Below are 18,713 nucleotides of genomic sequence, written 5' to 3'. Positions count from 1 at the left end.
TCGGGTTCAGAGGAAAGCATCATTGATTCGTCCTCGGGTCAAAGATCTGATACAACATGTCAGACAGTAAATTCAGCGAAACAAAGATCAGGCCAACCAGTAAGACACAGCCCATCACCGCATTCATGTCACCAAGTAATAAGCTACCCGTGAGATAAGAGCCAAAACCGGGCCAGGAGAAGACAGTTTCAATCAATACGGCCCCCTCCAGTAAGGAGCCGTAAGCCAGTGCGACAACCGTCAGTAGTTGCACCAAAATATTGCGAAATGCGTGGCCCCACAGCACTTGAAACTCCGATAATCCTTTCACCTTGGCAGTAATAATGTATTCCTGCGATAACTGCGCCAGCATAAAGCTGCGGGTCATGCGGCTGATATAGGCCAATGAATGGAATCCCAGAATAGTGGCCGGTAATACCAGGTGATTAACTGCGCTGCGGAATACTTCCCACTCCCCCGCCAGCGCCGAATCAATTAGTAATAAGCCGGTACGACGATCGACTAAACCGTCATAGGCCATATCCACCCGCCCGGCCCCCCCCACCCAGTTTAGCCAGGCATAAAAGACCAGCAGCCCCATCATCCCAACCCAGAAAATTGGCGTTGAGTAGCCCGCCAGGCTGATAAAACGCACCACATAATCGGCGAACTTGCCACGACGTGCGGCTGCCATCACTCCTAACGGAATACCGAGACCAGCCCCCACCAAAATCGCCATGGTAGCCAGCTCAATAGTGGCCGGAAATACCCGAATAATGTCATCCACTACCGGACGTCCCGTCAGCAAAGCATTGCCGAGATCACCGTGAATCAGCGAATTAAAGTAAATAAAGAACTGTGTCCATAACGGTTTATCCAACCCCAGTTGCAGGTAAACCTGCTGATAAGTGCTTTGATCGGCGTCCTGGCCCACAATTGCCAACACCGGATCAATCGGCATCACCCGACCAATAATAAAAGTGAGAATCAATAAACCGAATAAGGTTACGGCCACCTGTAACAAGCGCTTTGATAAACGTCGCGCAATGCCATGCGGTACAAACCAGTCTGAAACCTTCATGCTATCCTCCCGAAACGGGCAAAGCCTACTGACGCCCTGCCCAGGGTTTAGGTTGCGTGCGGTGAATTATCGCTGCTTATACACCTGTAGCAGGCGGGTCGTGGTTGACGGATGTGGTACATAATCGACGATGTCTTTACGTACGACGACCGAATCAACCATTTGCGAAATCGGCAAAATAGCGGGGAACAGCGCGTCATAGCGCTCCTGAACTTCGACGTACATTTGCTTTTGCTTAACGGGATCTTTCTCGATTAACGCGTTATCAATCAAATCATTCAGTTGTTTATCGTAGAAAGAGGTGCGCCAGCCCTGGAAGTTGGTCAACTTGGCGGCATCACTGTTATCTGGGTTATAAGCAATTGAGCGCAGGCTAGAATGGGGATGCGGATCGACGCCACCACCACCACGGCCAACTAACATATCGAATTGACGATCACGCATTGCGCCATAGACCTGATTCCCCGTACCTGTCAGAATTTTGGCTTGAATCCCGGCTTGAGCCAGTGTGGATTGCACCGCAGTCGCGACATTAATAAAAGGCGGGTCAGATAATACCCGTAGAGTAGTGGTAAAACCGTCTGGATAACCCGCTTGTGCTAACAGTGCCTTAGCTTTTTCTACATCGAGCTTATAGCCAGGGTCAGGCAACGTAACATCCATTCCTTTTTGGATCGGGCGCTGATGGAAGATCCCATAGCCCGGCATAATAGTTTTATTAATCCCATCATAATCAATTAAATAACGTACAGCTTCGCGTACCTTTGGATTGGCAAAATGCGGTTCTTTTAAACTCATGGCAACATAATAAATGGTGCCACGCTGCACTTCATCCACTTGAATATCTGGATTACTTTTTAGTGCATTGATATCTGGCACCGACATACCACTGGCAATATCAATATCCCCTTTCTCAATCATTAACCGCAGCGCCTGTGACTCTGTCATATGGCGGAATATCACCCGTTTCATTTTGGCATCACCCTGCCAATAATTATCTACCCGACTGATACGTAACACATCTTTTGCCTGCCAGACATCTAACTTGAAGGGGCCAGAACCGGCCTCGTTAGTGGTCAGCCAACCATTGCCCCAATCACCATTTTTCTCATGTTGCATGACAGTGGCGCGATCAAGAATTGATCCACTGCCCAAAGTCGCCAGTGAGTAAATCACCAGTTTCGGGTCAGTCGGCTTAGGTAGCTCAATTTCCACCGTGAGAGGATCTTTGGCACGGATCAGTTGCTCCACGTTATCAGCAGTAAAACCGTAAGATTTCCAGGTCGTGGCTTGAGCCAGATTCAGATGCATCAGACGGTTCATTGACCAGGCAAAGTCCTGTGCAGTCACTGGGTTACCGGAATGGAACTTCATACCATCGCGCAGAGTAAAGGTAATTAACTTGCCATCATCACTGATTTTCCACGCGGTTGCCGCGCCCGGCAGAATGTTGCTGGGCGTGTGCGGATCAAGTTCTACCAGAGAGTCATACATATTAACAATGATTGAAACCGCATCATTCCCTGTCATCGCTGCAGGATCGAGTGACAGCAAGTTGTTCATATTCATACCAACAATTAGTTGGTCATCTGGCGTTTTTGCCATACTGACGCCAGATGACGTCAATATGATCAGTAGGGTAAGGAGGAGTGTTCGTACTGTTATTATCGCGTTCATGGACCATCTCCGGTAAGAAAAGGCTAGATCTGAATGCTTATTTTTATAGGTCTGACAATAGAGTTATACCCACAGTGATTAGAGTCGCAGTTAGGCGGCAAGCGAGCAAACCCCGATAAGCGTACCTAAGTAAGTGACTCGGGTGAGTGCGCGTGGCTAACACCGCTACGACTTCAAACACTAAGGGTATTGGCTTCGATATAGTCGAAATTGATATCCTCGCCGAGACCAGCTCGTGTCGGCAGCGAGACATAACCGTCGCTATCCATCGGATCAATAATGCTATTGAGATAAGCCGCTGGCTCATCGTAATCAAGGAATGGATGCAGCAATCCGCGCTCATACCAGCGGCAGTTACGGATAGCTCCGACCACCGCCAGATTAGGCGCACCATTACCGTGAATTTCACAATCCATACCAAAGGATTCCGCCAAATGAGCCACTTTCAGACAAGGAGTAATCCCCCCCACACCTTGAACGCCGGCACGTAAAATATCGCAAGCCCCGGCTTTCACCCAGTCGGCACGGCTAAAGTATTTGCCCGCCAGACTTTCTGGCCCGATGATATCTATCTGTAGGTTTTCCCGCAGCCAACAATAAGAAGCCATGCTCTGTTCTTCCATTGGCTCTTCAAACCAACTGAAATTCAGCTTTTGCAGTTCGCGACCAATATAGAGTGCGTCACTACGACTGTACCAATGGTAACCATCCAACATCAGGGCGATATCTGGCCCAACAGCTTCACGCACTGCGGCACAAGCACGAACATCCATTTGTGGACTTGGTGCAAAGGAAACCGGTGGCATCCAGGTATGCAACTTAATCCCTTTATAACCACGCGTAACTAACTGCTCGGCAAAGCGTGCATATTCATCTGGCGTAGATAATCCACCGGCTAACTCATCACCACACATAGTGCTACCGTAGGCCAATACTTTATCGCGATACCCGCCCAGCAGTTTATACACCGGCTGACCCAACTTACGCCCCAACAGATCCCAGATGGCCTGTTCGGCAATGGCTAACGCCCGGTCAGTTAATTGATTGGCACTGCCCCGCTGCCAATGAACCAGATCATTCCACAAGCGCTCACGATCAAATGGGTCCTGCCCAATCAATACTTTTTTAAAGAAGTTATTGATGATGTGTGGACGAATAACTTCCGGTGGTGCAAATGCATAACCACAATCCCCCTCGTCGGTGGTCAGCGTCAGCATGGCCATTTTTGCCAGTGATTCTTCACCGGGATGAGAATGCCCCGCACTATCGGAAACGCGCCGAGTTGGATAAGAAAAAATGGTTACGTCTACGGATATTATTTTCACCTGATTACCTACCTTTAGAGTTCATCTGGGTTCAGTCAGAACAGGAGTCATTTCACTGATATTTCCTGACTAAATGGCCGCCATCCCTGTGAGTGCAAAAGACTAATCCCTTATTTTTCATAATGAATTAGCCGCCTTAATTATTAGAACGGCAGATCTTTAAAAATGGAATGTTATTTCACACAAACAGTATTGGAGATAACAATAGATTAGTCATTAGGAAATTGGCTGCAAAAAAGGCTAAAAAAGCAGGGTTTTTTGGGCAAATGCATAAATTATTGTGAGCAACATCACGATGAAATTGGGCAGGAGTGTCAGACATCACAAAATCCAATAGCACAGCGCCAGTTGTGCCTGTTCCCAGTACCTCTGATTGTTCACACTCACGATTAATAGACAGAGGCTATCTCAATGATAGGCAGAGCTGCCCCAGTAGCTTGATAAAGGTCAACCATCACTCAGCACAGCCCAGAGATAATCCCATTGAATAAATAGGGTTATTAACAGGATAAAAACCATAAATGTGAAAGCGACCGACCGCTTTCCACACAACAAAGGAGTGCTGCTGTGATAAGAAAATGGCTAATTGGCGGAGGTATATTAATAGTTGCAGGTTATCTGGGCGTAGCAGGTTATATCTACATGACAGATAACGCCCGCAGTAACACATTAATCAACGAGGAAAAACCATTAACCAATGAGTCGTCCCCGTCTGTAAGCAATACAAAAATAACCGACCAACAAATCAGTCATCTGTTTTATCAAAAAGGCTGCGATTATTGCCATACCAGCAGTGCCTCACTGCCGTTTTATGCTGCTATTCCAGGTGTGAAACAGCTAATGGATTATGATATTCAACAAGGTAGCCAATATTTTTCTCTGGAACCAACCTTATTGGCTATTAAAGAGAATCGCGCCGTACCTGAAGCAGATTTAGCAAAAATAGAATCGGCCATTGCTCGCGAACAAATGCCACCACAGCGTTTTGCTGTTTTGCACTGGGCTTCGGGTATCAATGCTGAAGAAAGAAACCAAATTCTCGATTGGGTTAAATCACAACGGGCAGAACATTTCCCTTCTAGTAGCAGCAGTGACCTACAACATCTCACCTTGCAACCGCTGCCGGATGCATTGCCGGTCGACAGTAAAAAAGTGGCACTCGGTTCTCGCCTGTTCCACGATCCGCGGTTGTCCAGTGATAACACCGTCTCCTGCGCCAGCTGCCATCTGCTCACCAAAGGTGGAGTCGATAATCTGGCAACCTCAACCGGTGTTGATGGTCAGAAAGGCGGAATTAATGCGCCGACAGTCTTCAATGCCGTATTCAATGTGAATCAATTCTGGGATGGTCGCGCAGTTGATTTACAGCAACAAGCAGGTGGCCCGCCACTGAATCCGGTAGAAATGGCTTCGGCCTCGTGGGATGACATCATTGGAAAACTGCAACAAGATGCCCAGTTAACACAGGAATTTATTCAGGTTTATCCGCAGGGCTATTCCGAACACAATATTACTGATGCCATTGCAGAATTTGAGAAAACGCTGACCACACCAAATAGTCCTTTTGACCGTTATTTGAAAGGCGATGCCAATGCTCTTACCACCAGCCAGAAAAACGGTCTGGCATTATTCCAGAAAAATAAATGCGACACCTGCCATGTGGGTAAAAATATTGGCGGGCAGTCGTATGACCTAATGGGGCGAAAAGGAAATTACTTTGCTGACCGGCCAAAAGAACTGACGACGGATGATCATGGGCGTTTTAATGTCACCAAAGACCCGCGCGATATGCACCGTTTTAAAACACCGGGTCTGCGTAACATTGCTCTGACAGCCCCTTATTTCCACGACGCTCAAGCTGAGAATCTAAATCAAGCGGTTGAAATGATGTTGAAATATCAGGTAGGCACTAGTCTGCCACCACAAGATATTAACGATATTGTTGCTTTCCTTGAAAGCCTGACCGGAGAGTATATTCCTCACCAATAACGAAATTCATATACAAATATCCGCAGGCAATCTTTACTGCGGATATTTCCAACTCATAATTTGTAATAAACAAAACTAAATCATAAATACCTATATAAATCAAACACTCCAACCAAAATTGACCCAAATCAATTTTTAACTGTATTAGGATTTTTCCCACAAAGGTTAACTCGAGTTCCCATACTTAAACATAAGTTGATTTGTTAACATCCTCTCACTGATGTAAGACATAAAAACTCGTTAATTTTAATTAATAAAATCACTCCCAATAGTCATGATTATTTTTCGTTATGGCTCTACTCATTAAATTAATAAGTGCCCGCTAAATAATAACGTATCAATTGAGAATACGTAAAAACCAATAAATTGATAAAATAACCAGGAACCTTACTCTAATGACTACACATATAAAAAAAACCTATTTAAGCATTGCTATTTCATCCATTATTTACGCCTCAAGTCCTGTAAGCGCAAATGCAGCACCTTGTGGCGGTTATGTAGTAAATGATATTTGCGAGCAAACTAAATTCGGTGCAGGAGAATTTCACAGCATTTCTTTGGGAGACGGTGTAACAGCCGGTACTGAAGATAATCATTTTGTCTTTAATGGTGAAGGATATAAATTATATTATCCCCATAATTATTTCGCGTCATCCGTTGCCTTGGGCACTATCCGTTATACCGTAGTCAATGACAGCACTTTTACTATCACTGGCACCCATTATCAGGGTGGCCCCACTTATGAAGGTCGGGCAGAAAATACCACGTTAAATAACAGCCTGATGTGGGTCATGACTTCGGCAGACCAAACGATAGCCAAAGGTAATTCAGCAGTGATTGTCTCTACCCAGTTTGCTATGGATGGTTCAACTTATACGGAGACTAAGGAAGATGGCAGTATTCAATTCGACCCTTATATTACTAATAGCCGTTATCAAGATACCTCCTATGAAATGCTGTGGGGCATGAAGAGAGAAGATCGAAATTGGGATACCAAAGCCACATCATATGATTCTGAATTTGTGGATTCTAGCCGTCAAATTGTAGCTGCAAATGGTCATAGTATTGATACGAAATTTTATGACAAAGCCTACCAACGCATTGATGATAATGGATTTTCTAGTGCAGCAACATTTAACGGAACTTCATACCAAAATATATATTCGGGTGGTGAATCACAAGATACCACCCTATTTGATAGTGCTTATTCTTGGGTTCGGGCCGGAGGAAAACTAACCGGATTAACACAAGTTAATAATGCTGCGGCTATTTACCTTGATACTAATGAAACTAATGGTGCCTATGCGCAAAATGTAGTTCTTAACGGTGAAAATACCCGTTTAGTCGTACGATATAATGCCGCAAATAATGCCTCGGCAACTGTTGATGATTTGATTTTAAATGGCGGAGAGGTAGCCTTTCAATCAGGCACTGGCAGTCATTATACCTCATTAAATATTGGTACACTTTCCGGTGCAGGTTCTTTCCTGTTCAACACCTCGATTGCCGAAGGCAAAGGCAACTTTGTCACTATCGCGAATGCCAGTGGTTCGCACAAAGTAATGGTAAGTGATTCTGGCGACGAAATAACCACACCAGGCGAGACGACTTTAGACCTTATCCACGATCTCAGTGGCCAGGCACAATTCTCACTGGCTTCACTCTCTGGTGCCAACATCACGGAAATTGATGGTGGTACATATGTCTATAGTTTGAAAAAGAGCAACAACTTAGCACGAACTGGGGGAAACTTGTGGTATTTAGGAAGCACTCTGGATGCAGGTCTTGAATCAGTACAACCGGAAATACCAGAAGTGCCTGGAGTGCCTGGAGTGCCTACACCAGAAATACCAGAAGTACCTGGAGTGCCGACACCAGAAATAGAGATGAAAACCACACCATCCACAGACGCCGTATTAAGTATGGCCTCAGCTAATCAGTTTATTTTTGATGGTGAATTGCAGAATCTACGCTCACGTAAAGGCGATTTAAATAATAGTAAAGGCGAAAATGCCAGTGTTTGGGGGCGCTATTTGACCAATAATACGCGTATCAATGCTGCCCATGATGCTGCATATCGTTTACAGCAAGATGGTTTTGAAATAGGTGCCGATAAGATATTTGGTTTATCTTCAGGCCAGTTAGTCTTGGGTGGTTTTACTTCTTATAGTAATAACAGCGTGAAACATACTCGTGGCGGAAATAGTAAGGTTGATAGTTATAGTCTGGGTGCCTACGGCAGTTATTTCGATAACAGTGGCTATTATATTGATGCGGTTCTTAAGGCTAACCGCTTTAACAACTCACTGAATGCAAATATGACAAACGGTGGCTCAGTACAAAGCGATTACAATCAAAATGCGGCAGGTGGTTCACTTGAGGCAGGTTATCATTACAAACTGTCCGATAATTGGTTTGTTGAACCTTATGCTCGTGCCAGTTATTACACCGCACAAGCTAAAGATATTGCACTCAACAATGGCATGAAAGCGAACATTGATGATAATCGTTCAGCAAAAGGCGAATTAGGAACTCACGTTGGAACGAAGTTTGACCTGAAAAATGGTGCAATCATTCGCCCTTACGCCAAGGTCGCAATAGAACGAGAGTTTATTACATCCAATACAGTGACCATCAACCAAGAAAATGATTTTAATAATGATTTATCTGGTAATACGGCTAAATACGGGCTGGGCATGGATGTTAACCTGACTAAACAAACTTCGGTTTATGCTGAAGCCAATTATCGTAAGGGTACGCATGTTGAGTCACCAGTGATGGCCAATATTGGCTTCCGAATTAATTTCTAAGTAGAGACTGTTGATTGCCAGCTTATCGGGCTGGCAATCGCGTATCACTTTGATGACATTACCTTCCATAGCGATTTTTATGGCGATATCAAGCCGTCAACCCGCCATCTAACACCAAGGTCTGCCCGGTCATATAACGGCTGTCATTGCCGATCATAAAGGCGCTGACGCGAGCGACTTCTTGTGCATTCCCTAAACGGCGTAATGGTATCTGCTTACGTAATCCTTTTAAGGCATCAGCAGGCATGTCGCGGGTCATATCGCTGTCAATCACCCCTGGCAACAGGCAGTTAACGCGAATATTAAAACGCCCCATCTCAAGCGCCAGCGAGCGGCCCAGGCCAATCAGTGCCGCTTTACTGGCACCATAAGCACTCTGGCCGATATTGCCTTTAATCGCGGTCACCGAAGACATCAGCAATACTGCGCCCTCGCCCTGCATCATCATTTGCGGCAAGACATGCTTATTCCAGTAGAAAACCGCATTCAGATTGGTATCCAGCACACTGCGCCAGTTATCACCATTTTGCTGAATATGTAAGCTGTCGCCAGTAATGCCAGCATTATGAATTACCGCGCCCGGTGAGCCGTACTTTTCCAGCAATAGCGGTGCCAGCGCATCGACATCCGCTTCATTGCTGCCATCACAGCGATAGCCGGTCACTTGACCGGGTAGCCCTTCACAGCTTGCAATGACATCGCGGCTCTGCTGTTCACCGTTGCGCCAGGTAAAAACAACATCCCACTCTTTGGCCAGTTCTTCGACCAATGCGCGGCCAATGCCACGGCTGCCTCCGGTAATTAACACCCATTGCCTGCTCATAATATTATTTCTTCTGCTCGGCCAACTTCTGGCAAAGCTCTCCTAAGGTCATGTCCGGATTTTCCATAAACATCTCAGCATTCAGCGTGGCACTGAATTCACGCTTTGCCAGCACCATCAATTCGACATAATCCAGACTGTCGAGTTTTAACTGGTGCAGTGGCATCTCTGGTGACAGTGCCGACATTTCCAGATCTTTGGCGTCACACAACATTTCACATACGGTGTCATAAACTTGTTGATACTTTTCCATGGTCTTATCCTTTTTAATGCGCGGCTAACGGCCACGTTTTCAATGTTACTGCTGTGGTAATTAATGGCCCTAAGTCTGAGCGGGCCGCAATAGCCGCGCGCAATACCCAGCCATCGGTAGGGCTACCAACAATCAGTGTCGGTTCGATGGCATACTGCAGTGCACTGCGGACAAATACATTTGGATGATTGATGCGCAGCAAATCTGTACTGAAATGCACATCATGGTGAGTCTGGATAACCGGCACCGACTTGAAAACATCAATCAAGGTTTCAGCTTCAATCCCCGGTAACACCTGCCTGGCCGTTGCCAATGTTTGCGGCGCAGCGACCAACAGCTTGAACAGTAAGGCATCGAAAAAACCCCAGCATTCAGCTGGTTGCGATGCATCGCCCAGGAATTGCTGGCTGAACTGGAAAACCTTATCCGCAGATAAAGAAACCCATTCAGTGCCCGTTTGCACCAGTGCCGGCGCACTGCGCAGTTTGCCGGTAAAACAACTCTCACCGCTGCCAATATCCATCAGATTACCGCTCACCTGCCCTGCCACTGCGCTGAGTTGCAGTTGATACGAGGTATGACACTGTACCGGCTGACGTAAGCGGGCATTAAAACGCAGGAATTCAACCTCTGGAAAAAGTGGTAATAACGCCGTACTGAGCTGATATTTGATATCCAGCATGGCGCGCATACCGTGAACAGTCAGTTGCTCCTGCCCCAGATGCTGCGCATGTTGCAGGTCAAAATGGATCGGGTTGTAATCACCGGAAAATTCAGCCCAACGCTCGGCGTCGTTGAGGCTGTAGTGGTAGTTAAAAGTCGAGTTCATACTTAATCCAACCCGATAACCAATGCGGCATTCGCACCACCAAAACCGAAGCTCAGGTTCAGCGTATTGCGCAAGGTTTTTGGCCGATGCCCTTCACTGATGTAATCAAGGTCACACTGTGGGTCAGCATTTTTCAGATTACAGGTCGCGGGCATCATCTGATGTTCCAGCGCTTGCAGGCAGATAATGGATTCAAAGCTACCCGCCGCGGCAATCAAATGCCCAGAATAGGATTTGGTACTCGACAGTGGCGTGGTATAGGCCGCTGCACCAAAGGCTTGCTTAATAGCTTGGGTTTCATTCAGATCGTTAAGCTGAGTCGAGGTGCCGTGTAAGTTGACATAATCAATCTCATCGGCGCTCAAACCCGCTTGTTGCAAGGCGTGCTTAATGGTTTTCACCCGCGCCACTTTGTCTTCTGCCGGGGCAGTGAAATCAAACGCATCAGAATAGTTACCGTAGCCTTTAATTTCGCCGAGGATATTCGCGCCACGGGCAATCGCACCTTCACGTTCTTCCAGACACAGCACCGCCGCGCCTTCGGATAACACAAAACCGTTTCGGTCCAAACTGAATGGGCAACTGGCTTTGCTGGCATCTTCCTGTTCGCGCGCCAGGGCACCCAAAATATCGATATTCCATACTGCCGCATTACTGCGCAGAGACTCACCCGCCCCTGCCAGCATCATGGAGGCTCGCCCGCTGCGGATAATTTCAAATGCATCACCAATGGCTATGGTGCCGGTGGCGCAGGCGGCAATCGGTGAATTCTGATAACCGCGCAATCCCCAATACAAGCTACATGCTGCAGTACCCGCATTCGGCATCGATAAGAAACAGCCAAACGGGGTGCCCAAGCCGGTTTCCAGATAACCTTCATAGTTATCATGGGTTTCATCCTGCCCTGCCCAGCCGCTACCGATGATAGTGCCGCAATCGAGCAAATCGTAATAATCTGCGACAGATTTCTCAGCGAATGCCATCGTCATGGCCTCTCGTGCGGCGGCCAATGCCAGTCGGGCATAGCGCGGCAGGCGGCGACGTATTGCGGCAGGGACTGATTTCAAATTAGGTTCAGCCTCCAGCAGACCAAAAAAGCGCGACTTGATCCCCTGCGCGGATTTATCGTAATAACGATAACCCAATTTATAATCCATAATAGCTTCCCAGCTTTGCTGCGCAGTCATGCCCATCGGGGTCACACTGCCGTACCCGGTGACAACCACCCGGCGCTGTTTAACTGTATTCGTCATGATTTAATTCCTTTACTGTCCCTGCTGTTATCAACGCCGCCACCTAACGCCAACCACAATTTCATGGTGGCATTCAGATAGTTATATTGAAGTTCGAGCAAACTGGTTTCACTGGTCAGCAGGGCATCCTGCGCATCCAGTAAGGTCTGAAATGAAACGGCACCTGCCTGGTATTGGCTGTTAGTCAGCGTTAACCGCCGCTGACTAAGTTGTAGGTTCTGCCACTGATTCTGTTTTTGCTGCTGATAACTCAGCCGTGCCGTCATGGCGTCATCGACATCTTTAAGGGCGCTGTAAACCTTGCTGCGAAAATCCACGGCAGCCAATTTCACATCCAACTTTGACTGGTCAATGGTGAGTTGCACGGTGTTCCACTGTAAGAAAGGCAACGCACTGTTGGCACTGAGTGTCCGGCTCGGGTTGCTAAACCATTGTGAAAACACCGCACTACCGGCATCTAATGTCGCTCCCAGCGAAAGTGTCGGGTAGAAATTCAGTTTCGCTACATCGGAACCAGCCAATGCCGCACGCAAGCGCCACTCGGCCGCCTGCACATCTGGCCGCTGAGCAATAACCTGTAGTGGCACACTGTTCGCTATCGCGACTTGTTGTTTTAAATCCAATGACTGGCGTTCGGACTGGCGATAATCTGGGGCGCGGTTAAACAGTAATGCCATGGCATTACGCGCAGCTTCCCGTTGTTGCTCAAGGTTTTGATATTGATTTTGCCTATCCAACAGGGTTTGTTGCGCCTGCAATAACTCAATTTCACTGGCATCACCCGCCGCGAGCCGTGAACGCACGATGTTGAGCGTATCTTGCGAAATAGCTAACGCCGCCTGTTGGTAACTCAACTGCTGATTGAATTTAGCAATCTGCCAATAGAGATCCGCGGTGGTGCCAATGAGTGACAACGCAGTTTCCTGTCGATCCTGCTCGGTGGCATTCACCAGCCACGCAGATTGTTCACGGGCGCGGGCCAGTTTGCCCCACAAGTCCAGCTCGTAACTCAGCCCAAGCGAGGTGCTGTAGCTCTCACGCGGCTGAGTATTTTCATTCAACGAGCGAGTGTTGCTGCCTGCGCCAGTTAAGGTAACGTTCGGTGTCATGTTGGTATTGGTCAGCCCTGCCGTCAGGCGTGCCTGTTGCAACTTAAGACCTGCGGCGGCCAAATCGTTATTACTGACCAACATGCGACTGATGCTGTCCGACAGTTGAGGATCGTCAAAATTCTCCCACCAGTGCACACTATGGTGCAGGTAACCGCCCCCGGTATCTTTCACTCGCCACTCATCGGGAACTGACAACATCGGCCGCTGATATTCGCTTTTCAGTAGTGAGCCACAGCCCATAAGCAGCAGGCTTATCAGTAATATTGAAAATTTAATCATCAATCTGGTCATTCTCGTGCCAATGCCTCAGTTGGATGCAAGCGAGCGGCATTGCGCGCCGGGAAAAAGCCAAATCCCAACCCGATAAGCGCGGAGAAACTGCAAGCCAACACCAACGGCGGCCAGGTGAAAATCATGGTGAACTCTTGGGTAACCCACGAGAAAATCACCCCTGCCAGCGCCGAGCCAACGATCCCTATCAGGCCGCCAAGAGTACAAATCACCACCGCTTCAATCAGGAACTGGGTCATGATGTCGCCTGGACGAGCACCGACCGACAGACGAATACCGATCTCATGGGTGCGTTCAGTCACCGACACCAACATGATATTCATCACGCCAACTCCGCCCACCAGCAGCGAAATGGCGGCAATCGAGGTGATCAGTAATGTCATCGAGTCAGAGGTTTTTTGAATTGCCTTACTCATCTGGTCATTGCTCAGAATGAAAAAATCGCGCTGACCGTGGGCACTTTCCAGTAGTTTCTCAACATCGCGCTGCACATTATTCAGGTTGTAACCTTCGCGCACCCGCACAGCTATTGACTCCAGCGGAATGTCACCTGAAATACGCTCGGTGAGTGAGGTATAAGGCATCCACGCGGCCAGTAACCCACCAAAGGATGAGCCACCGCGCCTGGCGACACCGATCACACGCAAGGGAATACCATCGAGCTGAACAATTTCGCCTAGTGGATTTTGCCCGGCAGCAAACAGCGTATCGCTAAGTTCCGGTTGCAGGATGACGACCGGCTCGCGCGCATTGACGTGGCTCTGGGTAAAACCATCACCCACAGAAAAATTCAGCCCTTTTACCTGAAAGAATCCATGGCTCACGCCAGAAAGCGATACCATCACTTGTTTGTCGCCCCGCACCGCGGCGACCATTTTGCTCACCACTGGGGACAGGCTATCGACATAAGGTTGCTGGCTCAGTAGCTCAATATCGGCCTGCGAGAGTGCGCGCTCAAAATCCGGGCGCGGTTTATCCCAACCAAGCCCTGGGCGAATGTCCAGATTGCTGGTTCCCAATTGGCTAATTTCATTGAGAATTTCCTGACGGGCACCTTCTCCCACCGCCATAGAGGACACTACCGACGAAATGCCGATAATGATGCCCAGCATTGATAAAAAGGCGCGAATTCGATGTCCCAGCAGGGCACGCCAGGCCATTTTGATCGCTTCTCTAACACTCAGCCACCAATGCGGCCGGCCGGTGGCAATCGGAGCAGGTAATGCAGCCTGAATCGCGCTGGCCTCTATTGCCTCATTAGTTCGATCGGCAATAATTTCTCCATCGCTAATTTCGATAATGCGCTGCGCCTGATTGGCGATATTGCGGTCGTGGGTCACGATAATAATGGTGTGGCCGGACTGATGCAGACCATGCAAAATACTCATCAGTTCCTGACCACTGCTGCGGTCGAGCGCACCAGTAGGTTCATCGGCCAAAATAATACCGGCACCATTCATCAAGGCCCGGGCAATGCTCACTCTCTGCTGCTGCCCACCGGATAATTGTGCCGGTTTGTGCAGTAAATGCTGCCCCAGCCCCAGACGACGCAACAGATACACCGCACGCTCATGGCGTTCGCTGGCGGTCATGGCGGTATAAAGCGCAGGGATAACCACATTCTCAGTCGCAGTTAAATACGGCATCAAGTGATAGCGCTGAAAAATAAAACCGATGTACTGGCTGCGTAATTGCGCCAATTGTTCACTGCTGGCCTGCCGTGTCGGGATATGATGAATCGACATCTCGCCCTGTGTGGGCTTATCCAAACAGCCGATGATATTCATCAGTGTCGATTTACCAGAGCCAGAAGCACCAACAATTGCCACCATTTCGCCGTTGTGAATCGACAATGAGATATTCTTGAGCACCGCTACGGATTCTGCGCCGGAAGTAAAATGGCGATAGATCCCCTTGAGTTGAATCAATGGGTTATCGTGTGCACCAGTGGGATGAACGGCATTAATGTTCACTGCTGACTCCCGCTGGCGTTCCCAGCAACAGCACTTGGTCGCCCTGCGCCAGCCCTGCTTTCACCTCGGCATACTGCGCATTACGCAGGCCAACAGAGACCCAGCGCACTGACGTCTGTTTGCCGTTGATAATCTGCACCCGATAGCGCTTATCGGGTTGTTGTTCACCCAACGCAGACAGTGGCACTCGCAACACATTTTTTGCCTGCGCGGTGATAATGAATACCTGCGCAGTCATTGATGTGCGTAATAACCGCTCTTGGTTGGCAATGTTGAATATACCGTTGTAATAAACCGCAGAAGGTTGCTGGCTGTTTGCTGAGCCAGAACTGTCTTCGCGCAAACTTTCAGCCGACGCTTCCTGAATAGCATCCATCCGGCTGTCATAGCGACGCTCGGGGTCAGCGACCACATAGAACCACAAGGGTTGCCCTACACTGACTTTGAGAATATCGGTTTCTGAAATGCGCGTGTGTACCGTCATGGTATCGACATTCGCCAGCACCAAAATGGTCGGTGCAGTTTGAGAAGAAACAATAGTTTGCCCCTCTTTAGTGACAATACCCAGCACTTCACCGTCAATCGGAGCCATAATGCGGGTAAAGCCCAGATTGGCTTTTGCTGTTTCCATCGCCATTTGGCTTTGCACAATTTGCGCTTCATTTACATGCAATTGCGCTAGCTGGCTGTCATATTGCGCTTGTGCTTTTTCCAGCGCACTTTTCACGCCAGAACCTTCTTTTGCCAAGGTCTGTTGGCGGCGGAACTCGAGCAGGTACTGGCGTAACAAAGCCTGACTGGCCTGCTTCTGCGCCTGCGCACTCTGTAATTCAGCTTCCGATTTACGCAATTCGTTTTGCTGCAAAGTCGGATCTATCTCAGCCAACAACTGACCACGGGTAACGCGATCTCCCTGTTTGACATACAGTTTGGTGAGTTGCCCGTTCACCTGCGCGCCCACATTGACCTGCAATGAAGGTTTTAAACTGCCGGTTGCCATGACATTCCGTTCGATATCACCGCGCCCAATGGTTTCAGTTAACTGCGGTGCATCCTGCTGGTTATCCGAGATTGACAACGCAATGACGCTACCGATAATCAGCAACGAAACAATAAACAGCCCCAGTATGAGCTGATGTTTCTTATTTTTCAGATTGATACGCATCAGTTAACCGCCACTGGCGTCAGGTGACTTGAGGTCATCGGTTGAGCATGGCGTACCAATTGGCCGTCATTTAAGCGGAAAACACGGTCAAACAGCGGTAACACACTTTCACTGTGAGTTACGGTTATCAAAGTTTTCTGATATTCACGACAATGGGTAAGCAGAGTCTGCATCACCTGCTGAGCGGTTTCTTCGTCCAGGTTGGCCGTGGGTTCATCCAGTACCAATACCGGACAATCGCTGTACATAGCGCGAGCCAGCAATAAGCGCTGACGTTGCCCCAATGAAAGCGCAGCGTGACTTTCGCGCACCAGCGCGTTGAGGCCACCGGGTAATTTTTCGATGACTTGGGTTAATTGCAACCCTTGCAATGAGCGTTCGATACGTTGGCGCTTATCGGTATCCAGATGTCCATCAAACAAAGTGATGTTTTGTAATACCGACGCATTAAACAAAATGTCTTCCTGACTTTGCAGAAAGAACAGAGCATGTGCTTGTTGGAAATCAACAGCTTCGCCATCGACCAATACCTGCCCTTGCTGTGGTGGCATCAATCCTGCCATCACTTTTAGCAAAGTACTTTTCCCGGCACCGGACTCACCGATAATCGCCACACTTTGCCCGCGCGTCAGGGACAGCGATAAATCACGCAATACCGGCTGGCTGGCATCGTAGGCGAAGCGAATGTTCTGATAGACCAATTTCTGCGTAAATGTCGGTGGTGCAGTCGGAATGGATGAACGCTTTTCCGGTGGTGTAGACTGCCCGGCCGGAAACAGGTCGCGCGCGCGGATATCAATAACGTGCAACTGGTTTTTCTGCAAAATCGCATAGAAAATCTTGGTGATATAGGAGGTAAAAATCTCGCGCACAAAGCTATAGGCGAAGAACTCCCCCAGACTCAGTGTCCCTTGCTTCAACAGCGGCAAAGCCAGCAGCATAAAGAACACCATTTCCAGACTACCAATCAGCTGATACAGGCTATTTTTAACCTGATCGTAGATTTTCTTCTTCTGCAACGTCGTGAATAACGACAGCGCCAAACCCGCAAATACCCCTTGGCGCTGGCTGGATAAACCGGCCGATTTAATGGTGGAAAAACCCTGAATAGTTTCCAGAATAAAATCACTTTGCTCGGCACCTTTCACCTGCAACTGCTGGGTGTAGTAGCGGTCACGGTAGATGGCCCAAATACTGATAAGGCCCATCAACATGACACCAATAGCAGATACCATCGCCAGCAGCGGGCTCATATAGCACATTACTGCCAGTGCGATGGCACCAATTATCCAATCAGTACGCAGGCCATTATCCAGTTCGATTTTTTGCGTTGCCGCCATCTGCCAGTTCGAGAACCGGCTAAAGATGTCACCCGGCGCTCGTTTATCAAAAAAGTTAAGCGAGTGACTGAGTAAGCGAGAGAAACCCGCGACACTGTTAAGCACCACAAAGTGTTTGATATAACGCTCAGTGATATATCGCACGCAAAAAGCGAGTGACGTGGAGACCACAAAAGCCAGCAGAAAATAGAAATAGGGGAAATCTTTATCGCCCGCAGAAGAGAGCACATCATTGATGGCGCTGCTGACCATGGTCGGCATAATAAACAGTGTCAGCGAAATCAAAAACGCCAGCGTCATCAGCCAATAGATGCCGCGAATATTGGCCGTTTCTTTCAAGCTCATGCAATCGAGCGCACTGAGTCGCTTGCTGTGCTCAATCTTCTCCACCGCATCAGGTGAGGCAGGCGTTTCCGGATCCAGTACCAGCGCATAACCACTGATTTCTGCTTTCAGTGCATCCAGCGGCAGTAACTGCTGCCCGATAGCCGGGTTCATGACACAGACATAGTTACCTTTACGATACGCCAGCAGCACATAATGGTTGGCACCATAATGCAAGATGGCGGGCAATGGTAAGGCTGACAGTTCCTGATGTTCAAACACCACCGGATAAGCCGGTATTGCCAACTCAGATAGAATAGTGCAAAGCGTGGCCAGTGATGTGCCATGCCCAGAGGCAGGATAACGCTCACGTAAACTTTCCAGTGGTGCATTGATGCCCTGCGTCTGTGCCAGCATCGCAATACAGGCCAAACCACATTCATTAGTTTCGCTTTGAAAAACTAGCGTTGGGATTATCTTTTCCATTTT

At 48.3% G+C, this 18,713-nt stretch carries 13 protein-coding genes; 2 read left to right on the top strand and 11 right to left on the bottom strand.

Going from position 1 to position 18,713, the window contains the following annotated elements; genetic code table 11:
• Positions 1 to 19: 19 nt before the first annotated feature.
• The 3 genes from FTB31_RS11375 to FTB31_RS11365 all read right to left on the bottom strand — a co-directional run bounded on the left by FTB31_RS11375 (position 20) and on the right by FTB31_RS11365 (position 4,062).
• The gene (locus tag FTB31_RS11375) at positions 20 to 1,060 is read right to left on the bottom strand and encodes an ABC transporter permease (RefSeq protein ID WP_050076014.1); all 1,041 of its coding nucleotides are present in this window, start codon (positions 1,058 to 1,060) and stop codon (positions 20 to 22) included.
• A 66-nt stretch (positions 1,061 to 1,126) separates the two neighbouring features.
• Positions 1,127 to 2,665 (bottom strand): ABC transporter substrate-binding protein, encoded by a 1,539-nt coding sequence (locus tag FTB31_RS11370; protein ID WP_139343655.1) that lies wholly within the window; start codon positions 2,663 to 2,665, stop codon positions 1,127 to 1,129.
• 245 nt (positions 2,666 to 2,910) lie between these two features.
• On the bottom strand, positions 2,911 to 4,062 hold the full coding sequence (locus tag FTB31_RS11365; protein ID WP_227731391.1) for a mandelate racemase family protein: 1,152 nt from the start codon (positions 4,060 to 4,062) through the stop codon (positions 2,911 to 2,913).
• A 567-nt stretch (positions 4,063 to 4,629) separates the two neighbouring features.
• Here FTB31_RS11365 and FTB31_RS11360 point away from each other — a divergent pair.
• Positions 4,630 to 6,051, top strand: a complete 1,422-nt coding sequence (locus FTB31_RS11360) for a cytochrome c peroxidase (protein ID WP_227731390.1) — start codon at positions 4,630 to 4,632, stop codon at positions 6,049 to 6,051.
• Between the two features lie 395 nt (positions 6,052 to 6,446).
• Positions 6,447 to 8,861: an autotransporter outer membrane beta-barrel domain-containing protein gene (locus FTB31_RS11355; RefSeq protein WP_227728770.1), complete on the top strand. Its 2,415-nt coding sequence runs from the start codon at positions 6,447 to 6,449 to the stop codon at positions 8,859 to 8,861.
• An 88-nt stretch (positions 8,862 to 8,949) separates the two neighbouring features.
• Here FTB31_RS11355 and FTB31_RS11350 read toward each other — a convergent pair whose 3' ends face one another.
• The 8 genes from FTB31_RS11350 to FTB31_RS11315 are packed head-to-tail and all read right to left on the bottom strand — an operon-like array spanning position 8,950 to position 18,710.
• Entirely contained in the window at positions 8,950 to 9,684 is a 735-nt protein-coding gene (locus FTB31_RS11350; protein ID WP_227731389.1) for an SDR family NAD(P)-dependent oxidoreductase, read from the bottom strand.
• 4 nt (positions 9,685 to 9,688) lie between these two features.
• On the bottom strand, positions 9,689 to 9,937 hold the full coding sequence (locus FTB31_RS11345; protein WP_005163225.1) for an acyl carrier protein: 249 nt from the start codon (positions 9,935 to 9,937) through the stop codon (positions 9,689 to 9,691).
• Between the two features lie 13 nt (positions 9,938 to 9,950).
• Complete coding sequence (locus FTB31_RS11340) at positions 9,951 to 10,766, bottom strand: hotdog family protein (RefSeq protein ID WP_227731388.1); 816 nt, start codon at positions 10,764 to 10,766, stop codon at positions 9,951 to 9,953.
• A gap of 2 nt (positions 10,767 to 10,768) precedes the next feature.
• Complete coding sequence (locus tag FTB31_RS11335) at positions 10,769 to 12,019, bottom strand: beta-ketoacyl-[acyl-carrier-protein] synthase family protein (protein ID WP_077293264.1); 1,251 nt, start codon at positions 12,017 to 12,019, stop codon at positions 10,769 to 10,771.
• On the bottom strand, positions 12,016 to 13,422 hold the full coding sequence (locus FTB31_RS11330) for an efflux transporter outer membrane subunit (RefSeq protein ID WP_077174181.1): 1,407 nt from the start codon (positions 13,420 to 13,422) through the stop codon (positions 12,016 to 12,018). Before FTB31_RS11330 ends, FTB31_RS11335 begins: the two co-directional genes overlap by 4 nt.
• On the bottom strand, positions 13,419 to 15,395 hold the full coding sequence (locus tag FTB31_RS11325; RefSeq protein ID WP_227731387.1) for an ABC transporter permease: 1,977 nt from the start codon (positions 15,393 to 15,395) through the stop codon (positions 13,419 to 13,421). Before FTB31_RS11325 ends, FTB31_RS11330 begins: the two co-directional genes overlap by 4 nt.
• Positions 15,385 to 16,560, bottom strand: a complete 1,176-nt coding sequence (locus FTB31_RS11320; protein WP_077293268.1) for an efflux RND transporter periplasmic adaptor subunit — start codon at positions 16,558 to 16,560, stop codon at positions 15,385 to 15,387. The genes FTB31_RS11325 and FTB31_RS11320 overlap by 11 nt, the downstream gene beginning before the upstream one ends.
• The gene (locus tag FTB31_RS11315; RefSeq protein ID WP_227731386.1) at positions 16,560 to 18,710 is read right to left on the bottom strand and encodes a peptidase domain-containing ABC transporter; all 2,151 of its coding nucleotides are present in this window, start codon (positions 18,708 to 18,710) and stop codon (positions 16,560 to 16,562) included. The genes FTB31_RS11320 and FTB31_RS11315 overlap by 1 nt, the downstream gene beginning before the upstream one ends.
• Positions 18,711 to 18,713: the final 3 nt, after the last annotated feature.

The organism is Yersinia proxima (assembly GCF_902170785.1).
Taxonomy (GTDB): Bacteria; Pseudomonadota; Gammaproteobacteria; order Enterobacterales; family Enterobacteriaceae; genus Yersinia; species Yersinia proxima.
The sequence above is the reverse complement of the archived record's forward strand: the minus strand, read 5'-3'. Positions and strand labels throughout refer to the sequence as shown.

Excerpts from the sequence above, each read along its gene's own strand:
- FTB31_RS11320 (WP_077293268.1), bottom strand. The coding sequence starts at position 16,560 with ATGCGTATCAATCTGAAAAATAAGAAACATCAGCTCATACTGGGGCTG.
- FTB31_RS11370 (WP_139343655.1), bottom strand. The coding sequence starts at position 2,665 with ATGGCAAAAACGCCAGATGACCAACTAATTGTTGGTATGAATATGAAC.
- FTB31_RS11350 (WP_227731389.1), bottom strand. The coding sequence starts at position 9,684 with ATGAGCAGGCAATGGGTGTTAATTACCGGAGGCAGCCGTGGCATTGGC.
- FTB31_RS11375 (WP_050076014.1), bottom strand. The coding sequence starts at position 1,060 with ATGAAGGTTTCAGACTGGTTTGTACCGCATGGCATTGCGCGACGTTTA.
- FTB31_RS11340 (WP_227731388.1), bottom strand. The coding sequence starts at position 10,766 with ATGAACTCGACTTTTAACTACCACTACAGCCTCAACGACGCCGAGCGT.
- FTB31_RS11315 (WP_227731386.1), bottom strand. The coding sequence starts at position 18,710 with ATGGAAAAGATAATCCCAACGCTAGTTTTTCAAAGCGAAACTAATGAA.
- FTB31_RS11355 (WP_227728770.1), top strand. The coding sequence starts at position 6,447 with ATGACTACACATATAAAAAAAACCTATTTAAGCATTGCTATTTCATCC.
- FTB31_RS11330 (WP_077174181.1), bottom strand. The coding sequence starts at position 13,422 with ATGACCAGATTGATGATTAAATTTTCAATATTACTGATAAGCCTGCTG.
- FTB31_RS11345 (WP_005163225.1), bottom strand. The coding sequence starts at position 9,937 with ATGGAAAAGTATCAACAAGTTTATGACACCGTATGTGAAATGTTGTGT.
- FTB31_RS11335 (WP_077293264.1), bottom strand. The coding sequence starts at position 12,019 with ATGACGAATACAGTTAAACAGCGCCGGGTGGTTGTCACCGGGTACGGC.